Source organism: Pseudomonas sp. KH_040 (genome assembly GCF_057839305.1).
The window spans coordinates 2,304,913-2,319,809 of record NZ_CM174487.1; the positions used below are offsets into that span (position 1 = coordinate 2,304,913).

At 52.5% G+C, this 14,897-nt stretch carries 17 protein-coding genes and 2 tRNA genes; 12 read left to right on the forward strand and 7 right to left on the reverse strand.

Features of this window, described 5'->3' with window-relative positions; all coding sequences use genetic code 11:
- Position 1: 1 nt before the first annotated feature.
- The gene (locus AC3IUF_RS10245; protein ID WP_095111745.1) at positions 2-973 is read left to right on the forward strand and encodes an XdhC family protein; all 972 of its coding nucleotides are present in this window, start codon (positions 2-4) and stop codon (positions 971-973) included.
- Positions 974-1,019: 46 nt separating this feature from the next.
- On the opposite strand, the gene AC3IUF_RS10250 is transcribed toward AC3IUF_RS10245, so the two are convergent.
- Positions 1,020-2,303, reverse strand: a complete 1,284-nt coding sequence (locus AC3IUF_RS10250) for an NAD(P)/FAD-dependent oxidoreductase (protein WP_414894139.1) — start codon at positions 2,301-2,303, stop codon at positions 1,020-1,022.
- A 183-nt stretch (positions 2,304-2,486) separates the two neighbouring features.
- On the opposite strand from AC3IUF_RS10250, the gene AC3IUF_RS10255 reads away from it, so the two are divergent.
- The 4 genes from AC3IUF_RS10255 (at position 2,487) to AC3IUF_RS10270 (ending at position 4,354) form a co-directional block, all read left to right on the forward strand.
- Positions 2,487-2,563: transfer RNA gene (locus tag AC3IUF_RS10255), tRNA-Val, on the forward strand.
- A gap of 295 nt (positions 2,564-2,858) precedes the next feature.
- Positions 2,859-3,218 (forward strand): nucleotide pyrophosphohydrolase, encoded by a 360-nt coding sequence (locus AC3IUF_RS10260; RefSeq protein WP_321836793.1) that lies wholly within the window; start codon positions 2,859-2,861, stop codon positions 3,216-3,218.
- A complete protein-coding gene (locus AC3IUF_RS10265) occupies positions 3,215-4,207 on the forward strand; it encodes a hypothetical protein (RefSeq protein ID WP_489280960.1) in 993 nt (330 codons plus the stop codon). The genes AC3IUF_RS10260 and AC3IUF_RS10265 overlap by 4 nt, the downstream gene beginning before the upstream one ends.
- Before the next feature lie 57 nt (positions 4,208-4,264).
- Positions 4,265-4,354, forward strand: a tRNA-Ser gene (locus AC3IUF_RS10270).
- A gap of 58 nt (positions 4,355-4,412) precedes the next feature.
- Here the strand turns inward: AC3IUF_RS10270 and AC3IUF_RS10275 are convergent.
- Positions 4,413-5,123 carry a hypothetical protein gene (locus AC3IUF_RS10275; RefSeq protein ID WP_489280961.1) on the reverse strand — a complete coding sequence of 237 codons (711 nt, stop codon included), beginning with the start codon at positions 5,121-5,123 and terminating at the stop codon, positions 4,413-4,415.
- A 205-nt stretch (positions 5,124-5,328) separates the two neighbouring features.
- Between AC3IUF_RS10275 and AC3IUF_RS10280 the strand changes: the two genes are divergently transcribed.
- Complete coding sequence (locus AC3IUF_RS10280) at positions 5,329-6,132, forward strand: short-chain dehydrogenase (protein ID WP_489280962.1); 804 nt, start codon at positions 5,329-5,331, stop codon at positions 6,130-6,132.
- A 796-nt stretch (positions 6,133-6,928) separates the two neighbouring features.
- Here AC3IUF_RS10280 and AC3IUF_RS10285 read toward each other — a convergent pair.
- Positions 6,929-7,543, reverse strand: coding sequence for a recombinase family protein (locus tag AC3IUF_RS10285; protein ID WP_489280963.1), 615 nt, complete (start codon positions 7,541-7,543; stop codon positions 6,929-6,931).
- Between the two features lie 280 nt (positions 7,544-7,823).
- Here AC3IUF_RS10285 and AC3IUF_RS10290 point away from each other — a divergent pair, with 280 nt between their 5' ends.
- The 3 genes from AC3IUF_RS10290 to AC3IUF_RS10300 all read left to right on the forward strand — a co-directional run bounded on the left by AC3IUF_RS10290 (position 7,824) and on the right by AC3IUF_RS10300 (position 9,458).
- Entirely contained in the window at positions 7,824-8,294 is a 471-nt protein-coding gene (locus AC3IUF_RS10290; RefSeq protein WP_489280964.1) for a hypothetical protein, read from the forward strand.
- Between the two features lie 97 nt (positions 8,295-8,391).
- Complete coding sequence (locus AC3IUF_RS10295; RefSeq protein WP_489280965.1) at positions 8,392-9,045, forward strand: hypothetical protein; 654 nt, start codon at positions 8,392-8,394, stop codon at positions 9,043-9,045.
- A 29-nt stretch (positions 9,046-9,074) separates the two neighbouring features.
- The gene (locus AC3IUF_RS10300) at positions 9,075-9,458 is read left to right on the forward strand and encodes a hypothetical protein (RefSeq protein WP_489280966.1); all 384 of its coding nucleotides are present in this window, start codon (positions 9,075-9,077) and stop codon (positions 9,456-9,458) included.
- Between the two features lie 22 nt (positions 9,459-9,480).
- Here AC3IUF_RS10300 and AC3IUF_RS10305 read toward each other — a convergent pair whose 3' ends face one another.
- Together AC3IUF_RS10305 and AC3IUF_RS10310 are read right to left on the reverse strand one after the other, a co-directional pair.
- Positions 9,481-9,696: a hypothetical protein gene (locus AC3IUF_RS10305; protein WP_489280967.1), complete on the reverse strand. Its 216-nt coding sequence runs from the start codon at positions 9,694-9,696 to the stop codon at positions 9,481-9,483.
- Positions 9,697-9,728: 32 nt separating this feature from the next.
- A complete protein-coding gene (locus tag AC3IUF_RS10310) occupies positions 9,729-9,950 on the reverse strand; it encodes a helix-turn-helix domain-containing protein (RefSeq protein WP_489280968.1) in 222 nt (73 codons plus the stop codon).
- A 112-nt stretch (positions 9,951-10,062) separates the two neighbouring features.
- Here AC3IUF_RS10310 and AC3IUF_RS10315 point away from each other — a divergent pair, with 112 nt between their 5' ends.
- Entirely contained in the window at positions 10,063-10,371 is a 309-nt protein-coding gene (locus AC3IUF_RS10315; RefSeq protein WP_489280969.1) for a hypothetical protein, read from the forward strand.
- A gap of 48 nt (positions 10,372-10,419) precedes the next feature.
- On the forward strand, positions 10,420-10,836 hold the full coding sequence (locus AC3IUF_RS10320) for a hypothetical protein (RefSeq protein WP_489280970.1): 417 nt from the start codon (positions 10,420-10,422) through the stop codon (positions 10,834-10,836).
- A 527-nt stretch (positions 10,837-11,363) separates the two neighbouring features.
- On the opposite strand, the gene AC3IUF_RS10325 is transcribed toward AC3IUF_RS10320, so the two are convergent.
- A complete protein-coding gene (locus tag AC3IUF_RS10325) occupies positions 11,364-12,245 on the reverse strand; it encodes a hypothetical protein (protein WP_489280971.1) in 882 nt (293 codons plus the stop codon).
- A gap of 482 nt (positions 12,246-12,727) precedes the next feature.
- Positions 12,728-13,684 carry a tyrosine-type recombinase/integrase gene (locus tag AC3IUF_RS10330; protein ID WP_489280972.1) on the reverse strand — a complete coding sequence of 319 codons (957 nt, stop codon included), beginning with the start codon at positions 13,682-13,684 and terminating at the stop codon, positions 12,728-12,730.
- A gap of 702 nt (positions 13,685-14,386) precedes the next feature.
- On the opposite strand from AC3IUF_RS10330, the gene AC3IUF_RS10335 reads away from it, so the two are divergent.
- Positions 14,387-14,842, forward strand: a complete 456-nt coding sequence (locus AC3IUF_RS10335; RefSeq protein WP_007913470.1) for a DUF2214 family protein — start codon at positions 14,387-14,389, stop codon at positions 14,840-14,842.
- Positions 14,843-14,897: the final 55 nt, after the last annotated feature.

Genomic DNA, 14,897 nt, shown 5'->3' on the forward strand with positions numbered 1-14,897 from the left:
CATGCAGCATCTCGATCTACAAGTAGTGCGGCGAGCGCTGGAGTGGTCGGTGGCAGGGCGGCGCATCTGGCTCTGCACCGTGCTGACCACTTACGGCTCGGCACCGCGCGCGCCGGGTTCGCTGCTGGCGGTGAACGATGGCGGACAGTGGATCGGCTCGCTTTCGGGTGGTTGCGTCGAGGAAGATTTCCTTGAGCGCGTCGCCGAAGGTGCGTTTCTCGATACAGTCAATGTCGTGCGTTACGGCGAAGGCGACGATCCGCGCTCGCGGGTCAGCCTGCCCTGTGGCGGCATTCTCGATGTGCTGGTAGAGAAATTTGACGCTGGCTGCGAGGTGCAGGCGCATCTGCGCGAATTGGAGTCGGCGTTGCTTGGTCAGCGTCGCTTGATTCGCGAGGTTGATCTGGCCAGTGGTGCGCGCACTTTGTTCGCTGATCGCGAGCAGGGTGCGCGGATCGAGCGCGAGATTGATCGGGTGCGCATTCGTGTCGGCGCGGCCCAGCGTTTGTTGCTCGCTGGGTATTCCAGTGTGGCGCAGGCGTGTGCCGAGTTTGCCGTTGGCCTCGGGTTTGAGGTGATTCTCTGTGATCCGCGCGATGAAGTGCTCGAAGGCGTGGTGCTGGATGGCGTGGAAATTCGTCGGCAATTGCCGTCGGTGTTTATTGCTGATGGTGGCTGTCATCGTGATACGGCGGTGGTGGCGCTGACGCATGACCCGCGCATCGACGATCTGGCGATGATGGAGGCGGTGCGCACCGAAGCGTTCTACATTGGCGTGATGGGTTCGCTGCAGACCTCGCAGAAGCGCTTCGAGCGGTTACGTCGGATTGGCGGTTTGGGCGAGGCTGAGTTGGCGCGGATTCATGCGCCGATTGGTCTGAACCTCGGCAGCAAGACACCGGCGGAAATTGCCTTGGCAGTGTTGGCAGATATCTTGCGGATCCGCAGCGGGATTGCTCGGGATCAGCTCTGAAACCGTTCAGTGTTGAATAAGAAGGGCCGCGATCAGCGGCCCTTTTTTACATCCCGAATTTATCGCGTAGCCCGTAATACCATGCGCCCAGTGCGGCAAACGGCGTGCGCAACAGTTGTCCGCCGGGGAACGGGTAGTGCGGCAAGTCAGCAAATGCATCGAAGCGCTCGGCCTGACCGCGTAATGCTTCGGCGAGGACCTTGCCCGCCAAATGCGTGTAGGTCACGCCATGGCCGCTGCAACCTTGCGAATAATAGATGTTGTCGCCCAGGCGCCCAACCTGTGGCAAGCGCGACAGAGTCAGCAGGAAATTTCCGGTCCAGGCGTAGTCGATCTTCACATCCTTGAGTTGCGGAAAGGCCTTGAGCATTTTCGGGCGGATGATCGATTCGATGTTGGCGGGATCGCGCGCGCCATACACCACGCCACCGCCGAAGATCAGGCGCTTGTCGCCCGTGAGGCGGTAGTAGTCGAGCAGGTAATTGCAGTCTTCAACGCAGTAGTCCTGCGGCAGCAGCGCTTTCGCCAGCTCGTCACCCAGCGGCTCGGTGGTGATTACTTGTGTGCCGCACGGCATCGATTTGGCCGCAAGCTCCGGCACCAGATTGCCGAGGTAAGCGTTGCCGGCGACGATAATGTACTTGGCCCTGACCTTGCCCTGCGGCGTGTGCACCACCGGGTTGGCGCCGCGCTCGATGCGTACGGCGGGTGACTGTTCATAGATCGTGCCGCCGAGTGACTCGACCGCCGCTGCTTCGCCGAGCGCAAGGTTCAGCGGATGAATATGGCCGCCACTCATGTCGAGCATGCCGCCAATGTACTGATCGCAGGCAACCACTTCGCGGATGCGGCGTTGATCGAGCAACTCGAGTTGCGTATGGCCGAAACGCTCCCAGAGGCGTTTCTGCGATTCCAGATGGCCCATCTGCTTGGCGGTAAGGGCTGCGAATACGCCGCCGTCCTTCAGGTCGCACTGGATGTTGTACTTGGCCACGCGCTCGCGAATGATCCTGCCGCCTTCGAACGCCATCTGCCCGAGCAGTTGCGCCTGTTTGGGGCCGACGCTGCGTTCGATGACGTCAATGTCACGGCTATAGCTGTTGACGATCTGTCCGCCATTACGCCCGGAGGCGCCGAACCCGACCTTGGCCGCTTCCAGTACGGTGACGCGAAAACCGTTCTCCAGCAGAAACAGGGCAGAAGACAATCCGGTATACCCGGCGCCGATCACACAGACGTCCGTCTCCACATCATCCTGCAAGGCAGGGCGGGGCGGTACGGCGTTGGCCGACGCAGCGTAATAGGACTCTGGGTAAAGGGTGTTCGCCATCCTGCAGCCTCTGTTTAATATATTTTACGAGTGCGTCGATCCTACCCGAGTTGAAAAACCTCCGCCAGCCACCGGAAAATCTTCGTCGGAGCCCCGAAATTAAATATTTTGCATATTCATAGGGTTAGGTGAAAAAAAGGTGTTGACACCCCTCCGGAATTCCGTAGAATGCCGCCTCACAGCAGGCACGTAGCTCAGTTGGTTAGAGCACCACCTTGACATGGTGGGGGTCGTTGGTTCGAGTCCAATCGCGCCTACCAAACAAAATCCGCTCTGCTGGGCGGTCTAGAAGGGCTCACCGAAAGGTGGGCCCTTTTTTGTTGTCTTGGATTTCATGCAGAACGTTCACAAAATATAGGCTTCGTTCACACCGAGCAATGTGAACGCCTACAAGACCTGTTCTGAGCTGTGATTCCTCTACATTTCGCATTAGGGGAGGGTGGGGTGTTGTGTTGTCGAGTGGTCTTGGTGAGCGTGTGATGTGTTGGCGGCTAGACAGGCTTTGTCGGAGTCGTTAGCGTCCACGCTATCTTGATCATGGTGCATGGAATCGGAATGGACGTACTGAAACAACTGCAGTCCGATCTGGCTGCGTTTGCTATCGAGAGGGACTGGGATCAGTTCCATACCCCCAAGAATCTAGTGATGGCATTGTCTGGTGAGGTGGGGGAGCTTACAGAGCTCTTTCAGTGGCTCACTGCTGAACAGAGTGAGCGTGCTGTCCTTAGCGATGAGGCAGTAAAGGCCGTTGAAGAAGAGATGGCCGATGTTCTGCTTTACCTGCTCAGACTGGGAGATAGGCTACAGATCGACGTTGCAGCGGCGGCCCAAGCCAAAATCAAGCTAAATGCAGAGAAGTATCCCGTTGATAAGTCCAAGGGCAATGCTGTGAAGTACTCAAGGAGAGAGAAATGACTACCGCAGTTGTGTACCAGCCTTGCTCTGATCCAGTTGCGAGGCAGAACCTTCAGAACACCATACTCAACCCCATCTTTCTTGACGATATCGTGCACCTTCTTGATCCTGCGCTTGGTGCGATACTGCGAGCAGAGAATCCCTCGGGCAAGCTGTATATCTGGGGGCTATCGCCCAGCAATACCGAAGCTGCTTGGCTGAGAATGGCTCCAAACGACTTGGTCATCTTCAACGTCAAAGGAGTGGTTACAGTTGCGTCGAGGTTTACTCATCGCACCCGTAATCGAGCCCTTGCTCTTCATCTGTGGGGTTTTAAAGACGTCAGTGAGGGGATCACTTGGGAGAACGTTTACTTCGTTTCGGATGTACGCCATGTGTCTATTCCATATCCTGACATCCTGCTCTGCACCGAAAGCCAGCCTCGTATGTCTTTCAATCGCTTCTCCGAAGCAGACAGTGCAGCGATTATTGATCGCTACCAGAAGCTACTATACGAGCTTGCTGATGAGCCTATAAGTCTCGAAGAGGCTCGCGTTGAAATTAGTCTCCAGATGGAGACGGATGGTTCTGCTACGAGGCCGACTAGAAACGAGCACCGTTTCATCGTGAAACACCTCTTTAAAGGCTTGGCCACTGGTACATGCTGCATCTGCTTAAACGACTATCCCCGCAACATGCTGGTTGCTGCGCACATCAAAAAACGGGCTTCCTGCGACAGAAAGGAAAAGCTGGATATCGAAAATATTGCAGCCCCTATGTGCCGTATGGGATGTGACCCACTTTTTGAGTTCGGATACATTTCGGTAAAGAACGGGGCGGTTGTTAGGCATCCATCCCTCGAAGCGCCTGCGGCTATATCGAGTTACATTGATGGTGTGTTGGGTAATGTCGTACCTGCTTGGAGCCAGAAAACGAAGAAGTACTTTCAATGGCACAGAGATACGCATGGCTTCGAGCCCGCTGAAGCTTTGGAGCTACTTGAAACCTAGCTACATAACCGTAACTTACTCAAGGTTTATGTGGTGTTTCCCATCGCCCGCGTCGTTGGAGAGATGCCAGAGTGGCCGAGTGGGACGGATTCGAAATCCGTTGTACCTTCACCGATACCTAGGATTCGAATCCCTATCTCTCCGCCATATTCAGAAAACCCCTGTAATTCAATGAGTTACGGGGGTTTTTCTTTTTTGGGTTGTACTACTCAGTTGTACTACTAAGCTCAGCAGGTTTTCGCGGATGTTCCCCAACGTACATGCGATTGAGCAGTACACCGCATGCCCGTAGCGAATTCTGAAGCTCCACAGTTCCCTCCAGTGCCTCCCGAACCCAGCACGCCGGATAGTCCTTCTCCTTGTGCCTAAAGCCTTCGACCTTGCCTCCCCTGTTCTCATCGATGAATGAGATAGACGCATTGTGGACGATCAGTTGATGATGTTTGACCATGTTCATGAATGCGTGCGTATACCCAAACCACTTTGACGTGAGAGCACCACTCAGGCGATCTTTAAGCTCTCCAGTAGGCAGGGCTGCTTCTACATCTTGGATGTAGAAATTGCGTTTCAGAGGTACTGGCACCACAAGGCCATTCAGTAACTGCCCAAAGCTATCGTACGAATTGCGAGTGATTGCAACGCAGGCAATCAGGTTGGCTTCACTGATTAAACCAGCTTTATGAATGACACCATCATCGTCCTCGCACCCGAATATCCGCTCCGCAAACTTTATTCCGTGCGGGTCGTTTTCGGCGTTGAATGCGGTGAAGGCATCGCGGGCGAGGCACTTGTGGTACTCGAAGATATCCCGTGATCGGCCAAGGGAATTGATGATCTGAACAAGCCTGTCGCTTGTGTCAGGCAAGCGAATCTTGACCTCTGCCCGTAAGGCTTGCAGGTTCCATGCTTCACTCATATTCGTTCCCTAACAAGTTATATCGACCCAGTTTAATCCACTCGCTGCCCAGCAGGCGTAAGTCTATGTTTGGCGTGGGATGTAGGTCGTGCTGCCGTCAGGCGGATTGGACTTAACTTCAATCGTTCGCTCGTTTTTGGTTCATTCGTAGGCTAATGGCGCCGATATACTATGATGGCCTTTCAGCCACTCAGAGCCAGCCCGCATGACCGCAAACAGCGCACCACCGACTAAGAAAGAGTTCTGCATCGACTACCCCCTTTATGAAGAATTCACGTTTGCTGAGGAGCATGACCAAGAAGGGTGGAACGTATTCTTTTCACCAGAGCCAATCGACACGTACTGCCCTGAATGTAACGCACACAGCATTTTCCATCAGAATAACCTTGCCGACAGTCCCGGTTATATCGCTGGATGGGTGGGGAGCAAGCGCTATGTCGTCATACTGAAATGCTCTAGGGATGCGGATCACAAGCTGTTCTTTCTGTTCGATGTGGAGGGCAGGACTGTGCAGAAGATTGGACAGTATCCGTCCCTTGCCGATCTCAATACATTCGACGTACGTCAGTACGCTGCTGTGCTACCCAAAGAGGATTTCAGAGAATTCACCAAAGCGATTGGTTTGGCTGCACACGGAGTGGGCGTCGGTTCGTTTGTTTACTTAAGACGAATTTTTGAGAATCTTGTCGATGCTGAGTACCAGAACGCGAAAAAGGAAGATGGTTGGGATGACGATGCGTACCTCAACGGGCGTATGGCTGATCGGATAAAATTGCTTGCAGGGCACCTCCCTGACTTCCTTGTGGAAAATCGTTCGATGTACAAGATTCTCAGCCAAGGCTTGCATGAGCTGACTGAAAAAGAATGCCTGGCAGCGTTCCCTATCCTCAAAATGGGAATCGAATTGGTGCTTGACGAGCAATTAGCGGCAGCGGCCAAGCAGCAAAAGTTAGAGCAGGCAAAAAAGGCTATTCACGGTCTCGTCAGTAAAGCGAGTGCAGGTAAGTAGTGCGAGGTGGGGTGCTGTCCGAGTGGGCGTGATGTTGCGAAAAGACACGCCCGCCGCTAGACAGGAATCACTTTAAGGGCGTGAGTTGAAATTTCGTTGCAGAAAATAAGTTGACGACATTCAGCCTCTATAGCATCCCCTGACGTAGCTTCTCGATTGCACCGGTAATGCTTTCGGCCTTCACATCAAGTCGCTCCAATGCGGTGACGACGTTTGGGCGTGTGTCAACGGCGCCACGTGCCTCGATCCGCAAGGCCACTTCCTCAAGGCTGGCAGCGCATGCTGGTTGAGAAGGAGCAGTTCCAGTGCATCGGCCATCGTTTCGTTGTTCGTGGTCATAAAGTCCCTCCTTGGTTGGAGCTGGGATTGTAGTCGTCCTGAACGATTTCCAAGCAGAATGCCAAATTCCCGCCGTGGAAAACGGCCCGATGCCTTATGCGTTTGGTTTTGCGGCGGGAAAAGTAATGGAAGTGGATGTTGGGGAAAGTGGAGTTATCCGCACAGCTTCTTAACGCGAACACGGCCACCCTGTTTTAAAAGCTGAGCTTTTCTAAAATAAGAGACGAACACCCTACGCCCGGCCTGCCTTCTGTGGTCGGCTGTGACGCTGTTGGTGACGTGTGATCAGGTTGTGTTGGGGGCGAAGGCTTGGTGTTGTAATGTGGCCTGTATGGGCCTTGATTGGCATGGCTTTGAGGCGAATCCATCCCGGTAGGATGTCTACTACTGTCGTGGAATCAGAGTTCCTTAAGCAGGGGTGGGGGCCAGGTTCAACGAGTGACTAACCACGCCTGAATCAGTCTGGCTTTGCGACACGCTGAACAGTGGACAGAGCACAGCCGACGGTCTTGGCAGTCAATCTCAAGGACATTCCAGCGTCCAGACAATCCTTGATCCGCTTGTGCTTCATCTGGTCAACCTGACGGCCTGTGTAGACGCCATTCTCCTTGGCTTTCTCAATACCATTCTTTTGACGGCGGCGACGGTCTTCATAGTCTTTACGGGCTACCGCTGCCAGCATATCCAGCAACATGTCATTGATGGCGGTGAGCATACGCCCGGTGAAGTCATCACCCTTACGGGCTGGCTGCATCGACTGGTGCGAGGTTGGCAGGTCGAGTGCGACAACCAACACACCTTTGGACTTGAGCTCTGCACGCAGCTTTTGCCAGTCAGCCTCATTCAAGCGTGACAGGCGGTCTACCTGTTCAATCAGGAGGATGTCCCCCGCCTCGCAGTCACCCAAAAGGCGAAACAATTCAGGACGTTGCAGCGTGCTACCACTTTCGTTTTCGGCATACCAAGACGCCACACGTTGACCATTCTCAGCGGCGAATGCCTTCAACTGATCTTTTGCACGGGTAGCGTCTTGTTCACTGGTGGATGCACGAAGGTAGCCGCGAATGTACATCTCAAAGTCTCTCTGTACCGTTTTGGATGTACCGATTATAGGTGTGCTCGTTAGGGTGGTCAATAAGTCTTATTCGGTACAGTTGGGGTAGGCGACGGACGGTGCTCGCTGGGGTATACCCAATTGAACACACATCTTCAAGCTTGCTGCCCAAGTATTCACGAAAGTGAATTTCATCTGGGTTCGTCATCTTTTCAGACTTAAGTACAAGACCGCCTGCCTCCGAAACCTCCGTGCTACGCTCCCCTACCCACGCTTTAACCAAACGTCAGGAGTCAAAGTGATAGAGACCTTCGTTTCCCGTCCAAACTGGGCTCCTCCAGTGATTGAGAGAAATCTCGAACCGTTCTACCGACTGCTCGAGGACTCTGGATTCAAAGCAAACACCATTGGCAAAAGCCAGGTACCGCTACGTTCACCATTTGAGGATGTTCGACGACTAATGCAGAAGTGCCAATGCACTATCGTGCTCGGCCTTCCCCAGATTTTCATGCACAGCGGCACCGTCAAACACTCGCCTATCGAGAAGCATCTCAACCTGCCCACTGAGTGGAACCAGATTGAAACGACCATGTCTTTGATGCTAGACCTGCCAACGCTAGTCTTGCTCCACAAGAACGTTACAAGTCGAGGCATTTTCGAACGTGGGGCAGCAAACGTGTTCGTACATGCATTCGATGTCTTGGACAAAAACTGGCTGGAAGAACTTCGGCCCGCACTTCAATCGCTCAAAGGGGCAATTGACTGCTAAACCGATTCCAATGCGATATCCAATGGGCTTCCTGAGGTGTTGGCGGAGGCTTCCAGCCGCTGCTACCTTAGTCAGCTCTCACATGGAATTCGCCCCAATGGAACACGCCAACCCTCCCAACCTGATGGCAAACGCTGGCGTTTTCTATGTAGGCATGTTGAGAGAACTGGCACAGGATGCCAAAGCTCCCCAAGGCACCCGGAAGGATTGGGAAACTCTCAGGGCATGGCTTGGGAATCAAGACAACGAATTATCCGCAATGGATACCGACCAAATCAGCAAGGCATGGCGTGCGTATCTGGCTATCGGGCTTGCACCATCGCATGAGCTACAGCCGGTGTTTGACTCCGTCCGAGGGCGCTTCAACATTGCCGAAGCGAAGCGTGACAGACCACCTGTAGAAATCATACGTGTCTTCGACCGGCTGTTAGCCAGCGACGACCAAATCAAGGCCAAGCGGGCGAGTGATGCAAAGGCCGAGGGTGAGAAGCTGGCGAAGATCATTGGGCGGTCACCCAGCACGAACAAGAAAGGGTTGTGGAGCAGGCAAAGCCGTTCGGTGAGGGGGTGGATATTTGTATCGGTTGCTTGGGCAGCAGTTGCCCTGTTCATCCTGACCGTGTTTGATCCGCTGGATGTACGGCGCTGGGATTGGGCAGATGGGCGGGATTACCTCAAGGCGATGGCGATCATGTTGCTACCTGCTATAGCTGGGCTACTCAAAGCGGCTTACAGCACGGCCACCAAGTAGATGCTGTAGACATTCCAACGGAGACCAACATGAATGGATGGCAACGGCTATGGATTGTAGTGAGCCTGATGCTGGCGATATTCATCGGATGGTACACCTATCTGTTACTCCCAACTGAATCGAGAATCACCAGAAACTACGATTCAAGAGTTGAACAACTGACACGCTACCTGAAGGAGTCTTCAGCGCAGGAGAATGACTATGCCGGTCGGGGCGAATACATCGCCAGCCTGACAGAGGACATTCGCAAGGAGAATGAAAACCTTCCGCTAGAACTCGCTGCACTACCCCAAGAGCGAAGAGAGACATTAACTACTGCCCTCGGTATTTGGCTAGGGTTGAGCATGGGAATGTACATCGCTGGCTGGCTGATTGGCTGGGTGTATCGAGGATTCCGCAATAAGACTTCATGAGCCGACTTTCGTTTGGGTACGGCTATTGTCGAAGCTTGAGAATACCAGCAGTGATGGCGGATGCGTTCGCATCAAGAGTTTCCAGTGCGGTGACGGCGTTCTCATGTGTCTCACTTGAACCATTGGCCCTAACCCACAGGGCCACTTCTTCGATTGCAGCAGCTAAGGCATGCTGGTTGTGAAGGAGGAGAGTTAGAACGTCCGCTGTGGCTATATGGGCTTCTGTGTTGTCTGGCACGACTCATTCCTTGAGTTTGTGTGTAGAGGTCGTCAGAGCCCTTGTAGCAGCTCTGACAAGGTCACTCCCAGTCCATCAGCAAGCACCTTGGCCGCGTCTAGGCTGGGGTTAGCTGTGCCCGTCTCAATTCGGGACATGTAAGTTCGAACGAACCCGCACCTATCAGCGAAAGCCTCCTGACTGAAGCCCTGACTGTTGCGTAGCTCTCGAATGCGTTGGCCGAAGCCCTTTCTCAAATTCTGATTTGGCTGCATCCCCGAATGATGGTCGGATGTACCCCAATCGTGAACACACTAGATGATGACACACCAAGTGATACATTGATATCCTCGTTGCTCACCCAGCTAGCACCTGACAGGGATGCCCATGAACGAAAAACTGTTTGTACTCACCAACCAGAAGAAGACAACAAATCACATCCTGCACGTGATTCTGACGGTGGTGACAGGAGGGCTATGGCTGTTGGTGTGGGGGATAATCATGCGGAGCAATGACGCCCACAACAAAAGAATCGATAAGCAAATCAATCAAATCATGCTGTACAAAACGCAAGGGCTGAGTGACACCGATACGTACAAGCAGATCAAGAAAGATGAATTGGACTACGATGTGCTTCAAGGCCGAGTGATATTCGTAATTCTAGTTGTCGTGTTCCTCTACTTTTACATGCGGTAAACCACCATCGTGAGCCAAGATACCAAATTCAAGAAGAAACATTACTCTATGAAAAAACTGATTCTTTCAACAGCCCTACTTGCACTCAGCACCTCCAGCTTTGCAGGAGGATTATCCGAAGAAGAAAGCGACATTTCGAAATGCGTTGGCTTCCTTGCCTCACAAAAGTACATAAACGCAAAAATGATGGATGGTTCTAGCGATATCGCTGGAGTCAAGATGAAAGCAGTTGCTGCGAAGAACAAGTATCCAGCAACCACACTACAGACAATGACAGATACCTCAAGCAATACCGCCAGCATAATAGTCAACTACTTCGCGACAGCCGTTAAGAACAATGACAAAGAGAAAATCAATGACATTTATCGGCGAGGCATTGCCACCTGCAAGAAGTCGGGACTAACCATAAACCAAGTAAACGACAAATTCACTGTCACAGTGGACGATATAGATGATGCACTATAACTACACAACACCAAATAGAACGTTCATAACACAGCGACCAGCTTAACTGGTAATGGTGTCAGCCAAGCGGAGCTTGAAGGATTACTATCTCTTGGCTCCGCCAGTGTTCTCGCACCGAAAGCCTGAGCTTTCAACTGTACTCAGCTCCGGTGTGACCGCCGACAGTCCTTCGGATGTACTCCAGTAACAAACAAAGATCACACAAATCCAGCTTTTTGCTTGTGATCTTGATCTTGTTTGTTGGTGCAGAAATGAATACGGACGTATTCGGTAGTATCCCGTCGGCGGACGCAGACAGTTATACACCTCACCTTCGGTGTAGCAGATCAAAAGCGAAGAGCTTTGATGTGTGTTGATTCTATGTTGATTATTTGGTGTGCTGTTCCAGAATCGGGACGATACGACTATTGTCTATGAGAAAAGTTATCCCCACTCAGACGTTACCGTCTGGGGTAGTAATCGTGGGGGGCATCCACCCGCCCACCCACTGTATATATATGGTGGGCGTGAGTGGGTGATTCTTCCTGTCAGTATCCTGCTGCTGAAATGGCGAGCTCAACTTCTGGATAATGATCAGGGTGCAACCAGCCTTGTCCTTCGCAGTAATCCAAAAATGCATCACTCCCTTTTGGCTCTGGGTGATGGAGCTTGATCACTGAAACGCTCACACCGGGAGCATCTGGAGTGCCTGCGAGTTGGTTGACCTGATCCAACGTGCGCTCCTGTAGGCGTCCAACAGGCTCCTTGGAAAGCCCTTTGACTGCCAACTTGAGGATGTGCCGACGAGCAGAAAACTTTTGCTTTCTCCTGGCCAGTGCAAGATCAACACCTTCTTCGACGTGCTCTATTCCTGATGCCTTCATGAATTCATCTACGACCTCTTGAATAGCATCTTGTAGATTCGAAGCGCATTGCGTGATTACTGTGTTCGACTCAACTGGTGCGTCAGCATTGATCCAGTCCATAACGAAGATGGCCGAATGTCCGTCTGCTGTTGCACGCTCACGAATCTTTTCCCTCACTCGCTTGAGTTGGTCGGCGGTATAACGTCTCTTGTACTTGCCGTTTTCAGCATCCCACTCAACACCGTAGCACTCGTTCATGATTGTTCTGAGCTGGTAATCTTTGATTCCTGTGCGACAAATCGCCATCGGATAACAGCGAGCGACGGCACGCTCAGACTGTGTCGTTGGAAGTTTCTCGGTTACAGGCACGCCTCTGATAACTCGACGAACGAAGTGTTCGGTTTCACCTGTTGCTTCAATGATCTTTCGGCGAGACATGCCAGTTCTATGTAGAGCGAGAACTCTTTCTTCACGCTGGTCAAGGAAGGCTGACGACTTGGAGGAGGTGTCATCATTTGCAGCGTGGGCGGTGGGAATCAATTTTAAAACGAATGGGTGCGACATGGATTGTTCTCCTGTATTGGTTCGTTACGATAGGCGTTACCTCGGGTATTACCGGTTTGGTTTGGTAAATCACAGACGTTAAAAAGCCCCCTTGCAAGGCACCGATTCGGTGGTCGCGGTGGAGGCTTCTAAGTTGTCTGTCTACCTACTGGGTAGGTGTCGAACTGTACACGAGGATGCACTTGCCGTCAATCCTCTAGTTGACGCGACGTGAACTTGTTGATCTAGAAAGTGGCTCTTGCAGAGCCTATACCTCGCCCATTGCAGTGCGAATCTGTAAAAACCGATTTCCGGTGGAAGAGAAAGCATCCCGCTTAGTCCAGCATGCCATATAAGACCGTAAACACTGTACGGGACGACAGTTGTTCCTCAGAACATGACGAATTCAGTGCAGGTTATGCATGGGTTTATCGATGGTTTCTAACGAGTTTTCGGGGTCGCCAACCTTTCAGTTAATCGAGGCTGGCGGCCGATACGGTTGGTCAATCAATAAGGTGCAGAACATCCCTGACATTCAAATGGGAGTACCGGGCAACGGATCGTGTATCTCGGTGGCCTGAGACGATCATGATTTGTGCGTTGTTGAAGCCCTTCTTGGCGACATTGGTGATTCTGGTGTGCCTGAGCTGGTGCAGCCGGACACTACTGTCTAAGCCAGCCTTGACTCGTGCTAATCGCACTGCCTGAGTTACGGCGTGTGGAGTGACAGTGAATAGCAGTCCATTTGGGTAGCGTTCTACAGTGGCCCACAGTTGGGCCAGCTCAAGAATCTGAACGGCTCGGTGGGTGAGGGGAACTGATCGTGTACCGTTCTTCCCGTCGATCACATCAGCAATACGATCTTTGAGGTGCAGGCAGTCCTTGGTCAGCTTCAGGATTTCAGACCGTCTCATCGCAGTCTCATACGCCAACTCAATGATGGGTTTCATGGTGGGAGATAGCTTCGCCAGCAGTCGCTCAAGCTCGGTTGCACTGATCACCTTGTCAGAAGACCGATCTGGCTTCGGTAGTGCGATATCAGCTACAGGGTTGTGAATGTCGATCAGCAAGCCGCGTTTTGCGAATCGGTAGAATCGCGACATGAAGGCGAGTTGAATTCTGCATGTGGCTGGCTTCACCTTCTTCAATCTCATGATCTTGAAGTCGTTGATCATCTGAGGCGTGATTTCGTGAATAGGCTGAGTGAAGTGTCTGCCCAGATGCTCCACGATCTTCAGTGCGTGGTCGTAGCTGCCTTTCCCCTTGAGCATCGTTTCGCAATACGTCATGCCCAACGTATAAATGGTGTGGTGCTTGCGCTCCATCGTCACGGCTTCTAGCTGGTTCGCCCATGACTCTGCTTCAGCTTTGGTGTTGAAGGTTTTCGACTGGGGAGGTTTACCCTTTATCCGTACCTGAGCATTCCAGTTGCCGGACGGAAGTAAGCGGAAATTGGCCATTGTTGACGCCTCATAATGTGAATGGGCGTTCTGTGAAACCCTTGAGCACCAAGGCTTGAAGCTTGCTCAAGCAGACCTTGACATGGTGGGGGTCGTTGGTTCGAGTCCAATCGCGCCTACCAAACAAAATCCGCTCTGCTGGGCGGTCTAGAAGGGCTCACCGAAAGGTGGGCCCTTTTTTGTTGTCTGCGATTTGCAAAACTTTTGCAAAGCCCTCATCAGGGCGCCTGCTCGACTTCGCGTTTAGACGATCTCAGGGCATTCGAATTTCCATAAGTAGACCTTCTCGGTTCTTACTGCTTCGCCAACGGTTCCTACGCCGAGGCAGGTTTTGCTTTTGGTGCAAATGATTCCGTCGGGCGCTTGAAAAAATCGCCACTCGTCGCATGCATCCTTTGAAAAAGTGTGGATATTGAACAGCTTACGAGTGTTACTAACCAGCCAGTTATCAAAAAAACGTTGTTACTGTCCGTTGAATTAAGTAACATCCGCCCCGCGTTCACCACCACGGTTTATGCATTTTTAAATCCCAAGCTTCCATCAGCTGCTTGGGATTTTTTTTGCCTGCGATTTACCTCAACTGGCTGAAATCTCTCCTTTCGATCTCTCCTGAAAGCCTGGCGACACCCCGCAGGCAAATCCTTGTTTTTTCAACTACTACTGACTGGCCGATTTTCAACTCTTTCTGATGAGGGTGTATCGATGCTGGTTCATTGGTTTCTTGCAGCTGTTCATCTGCTGGCATTTGCCTTGGGTTTTTGGGCGGTACTGACGCGTGGGACGGCGTTCAGTCGCTTGGCGGCCGGGACGGGGGAGGCCGGTCGGGTTCTGCTGGCTGACAATTTCTGGGGGATTTGCGCGCTGATCTTGTTGATCACGGGCGGGATGCGAGCCTTTGGCGGTTACGAAAAAGGCACTGACTATTATCTTCATCAGCCGCTGTTTCACCTGAAGATGACGCTGTTCGTTCTGATTCTGTTGATGGAGCTTGCGCCGATGATCACGCTGATCAAATGGCGGATCGCCAAGGCGCGGGGGACGGTACTCGATACTGGGAGAGCAAAGTTGTTTGCACGCATCAGTCACGTCGAAGCGCTGCTAATGGTGCTGATGATGGTTGCAGCCACAGGCATGGCACGTGGTGTGACGTTCGGGTAGGAAGGCGAATTCCCTTCGCTCTATCGGAAATGTCCGACAGCCAGCCTTGAGAATG

Excerpts from the sequence above, each read along its gene's own strand:
- AC3IUF_RS10245 (WP_095111745.1), top strand. The coding sequence starts at position 2 with ATGCAGCATCTCGATCTACAAGTAGTGCGGCGAGCGCTGGAGTGGTCG.
- AC3IUF_RS10250 (WP_414894139.1), bottom strand. The coding sequence starts at position 2,303 with ATGGCGAACACCCTTTACCCAGAGTCCTATTACGCTGCGTCGGCCAAC.
- AC3IUF_RS10260 (WP_321836793.1), top strand. The coding sequence starts at position 2,859 with ATGGACGTACTGAAACAACTGCAGTCCGATCTGGCTGCGTTTGCTATC.
- AC3IUF_RS10265 (WP_489280960.1), top strand. The coding sequence starts at position 3,215 with ATGACTACCGCAGTTGTGTACCAGCCTTGCTCTGATCCAGTTGCGAGG.
- AC3IUF_RS10275 (WP_489280961.1), bottom strand. The coding sequence starts at position 5,123 with ATGAGTGAAGCATGGAACCTGCAAGCCTTACGGGCAGAGGTCAAGATT.
- AC3IUF_RS10280 (WP_489280962.1), top strand. The coding sequence starts at position 5,329 with ATGACCGCAAACAGCGCACCACCGACTAAGAAAGAGTTCTGCATCGAC.
- AC3IUF_RS10285 (WP_489280963.1), bottom strand. The coding sequence starts at position 7,543 with ATGTACATTCGCGGCTACCTTCGTGCATCCACCAGTGAACAAGACGCT.
- AC3IUF_RS10295 (WP_489280965.1), top strand. The coding sequence starts at position 8,392 with ATGGAACACGCCAACCCTCCCAACCTGATGGCAAACGCTGGCGTTTTC.
- AC3IUF_RS10300 (WP_489280966.1), top strand. The coding sequence starts at position 9,075 with ATGAATGGATGGCAACGGCTATGGATTGTAGTGAGCCTGATGCTGGCG.
- AC3IUF_RS10310 (WP_489280968.1), bottom strand. The coding sequence starts at position 9,950 with ATGCAGCCAAATCAGAATTTGAGAAAGGGCTTCGGCCAACGCATTCGA.
- AC3IUF_RS10315 (WP_489280969.1), top strand. The coding sequence starts at position 10,063 with ATGAACGAAAAACTGTTTGTACTCACCAACCAGAAGAAGACAACAAAT.
- AC3IUF_RS10320 (WP_489280970.1), top strand. The coding sequence starts at position 10,420 with ATGAAAAAACTGATTCTTTCAACAGCCCTACTTGCACTCAGCACCTCC.
- AC3IUF_RS10325 (WP_489280971.1), bottom strand. The coding sequence starts at position 12,245 with ATGTCGCACCCATTCGTTTTAAAATTGATTCCCACCGCCCACGCTGCA.
- AC3IUF_RS10330 (WP_489280972.1), bottom strand. The coding sequence starts at position 13,684 with ATGGCCAATTTCCGCTTACTTCCGTCCGGCAACTGGAATGCTCAGGTA.
- AC3IUF_RS10335 (WP_007913470.1), top strand. The coding sequence starts at position 14,387 with ATGCTGGTTCATTGGTTTCTTGCAGCTGTTCATCTGCTGGCATTTGCC.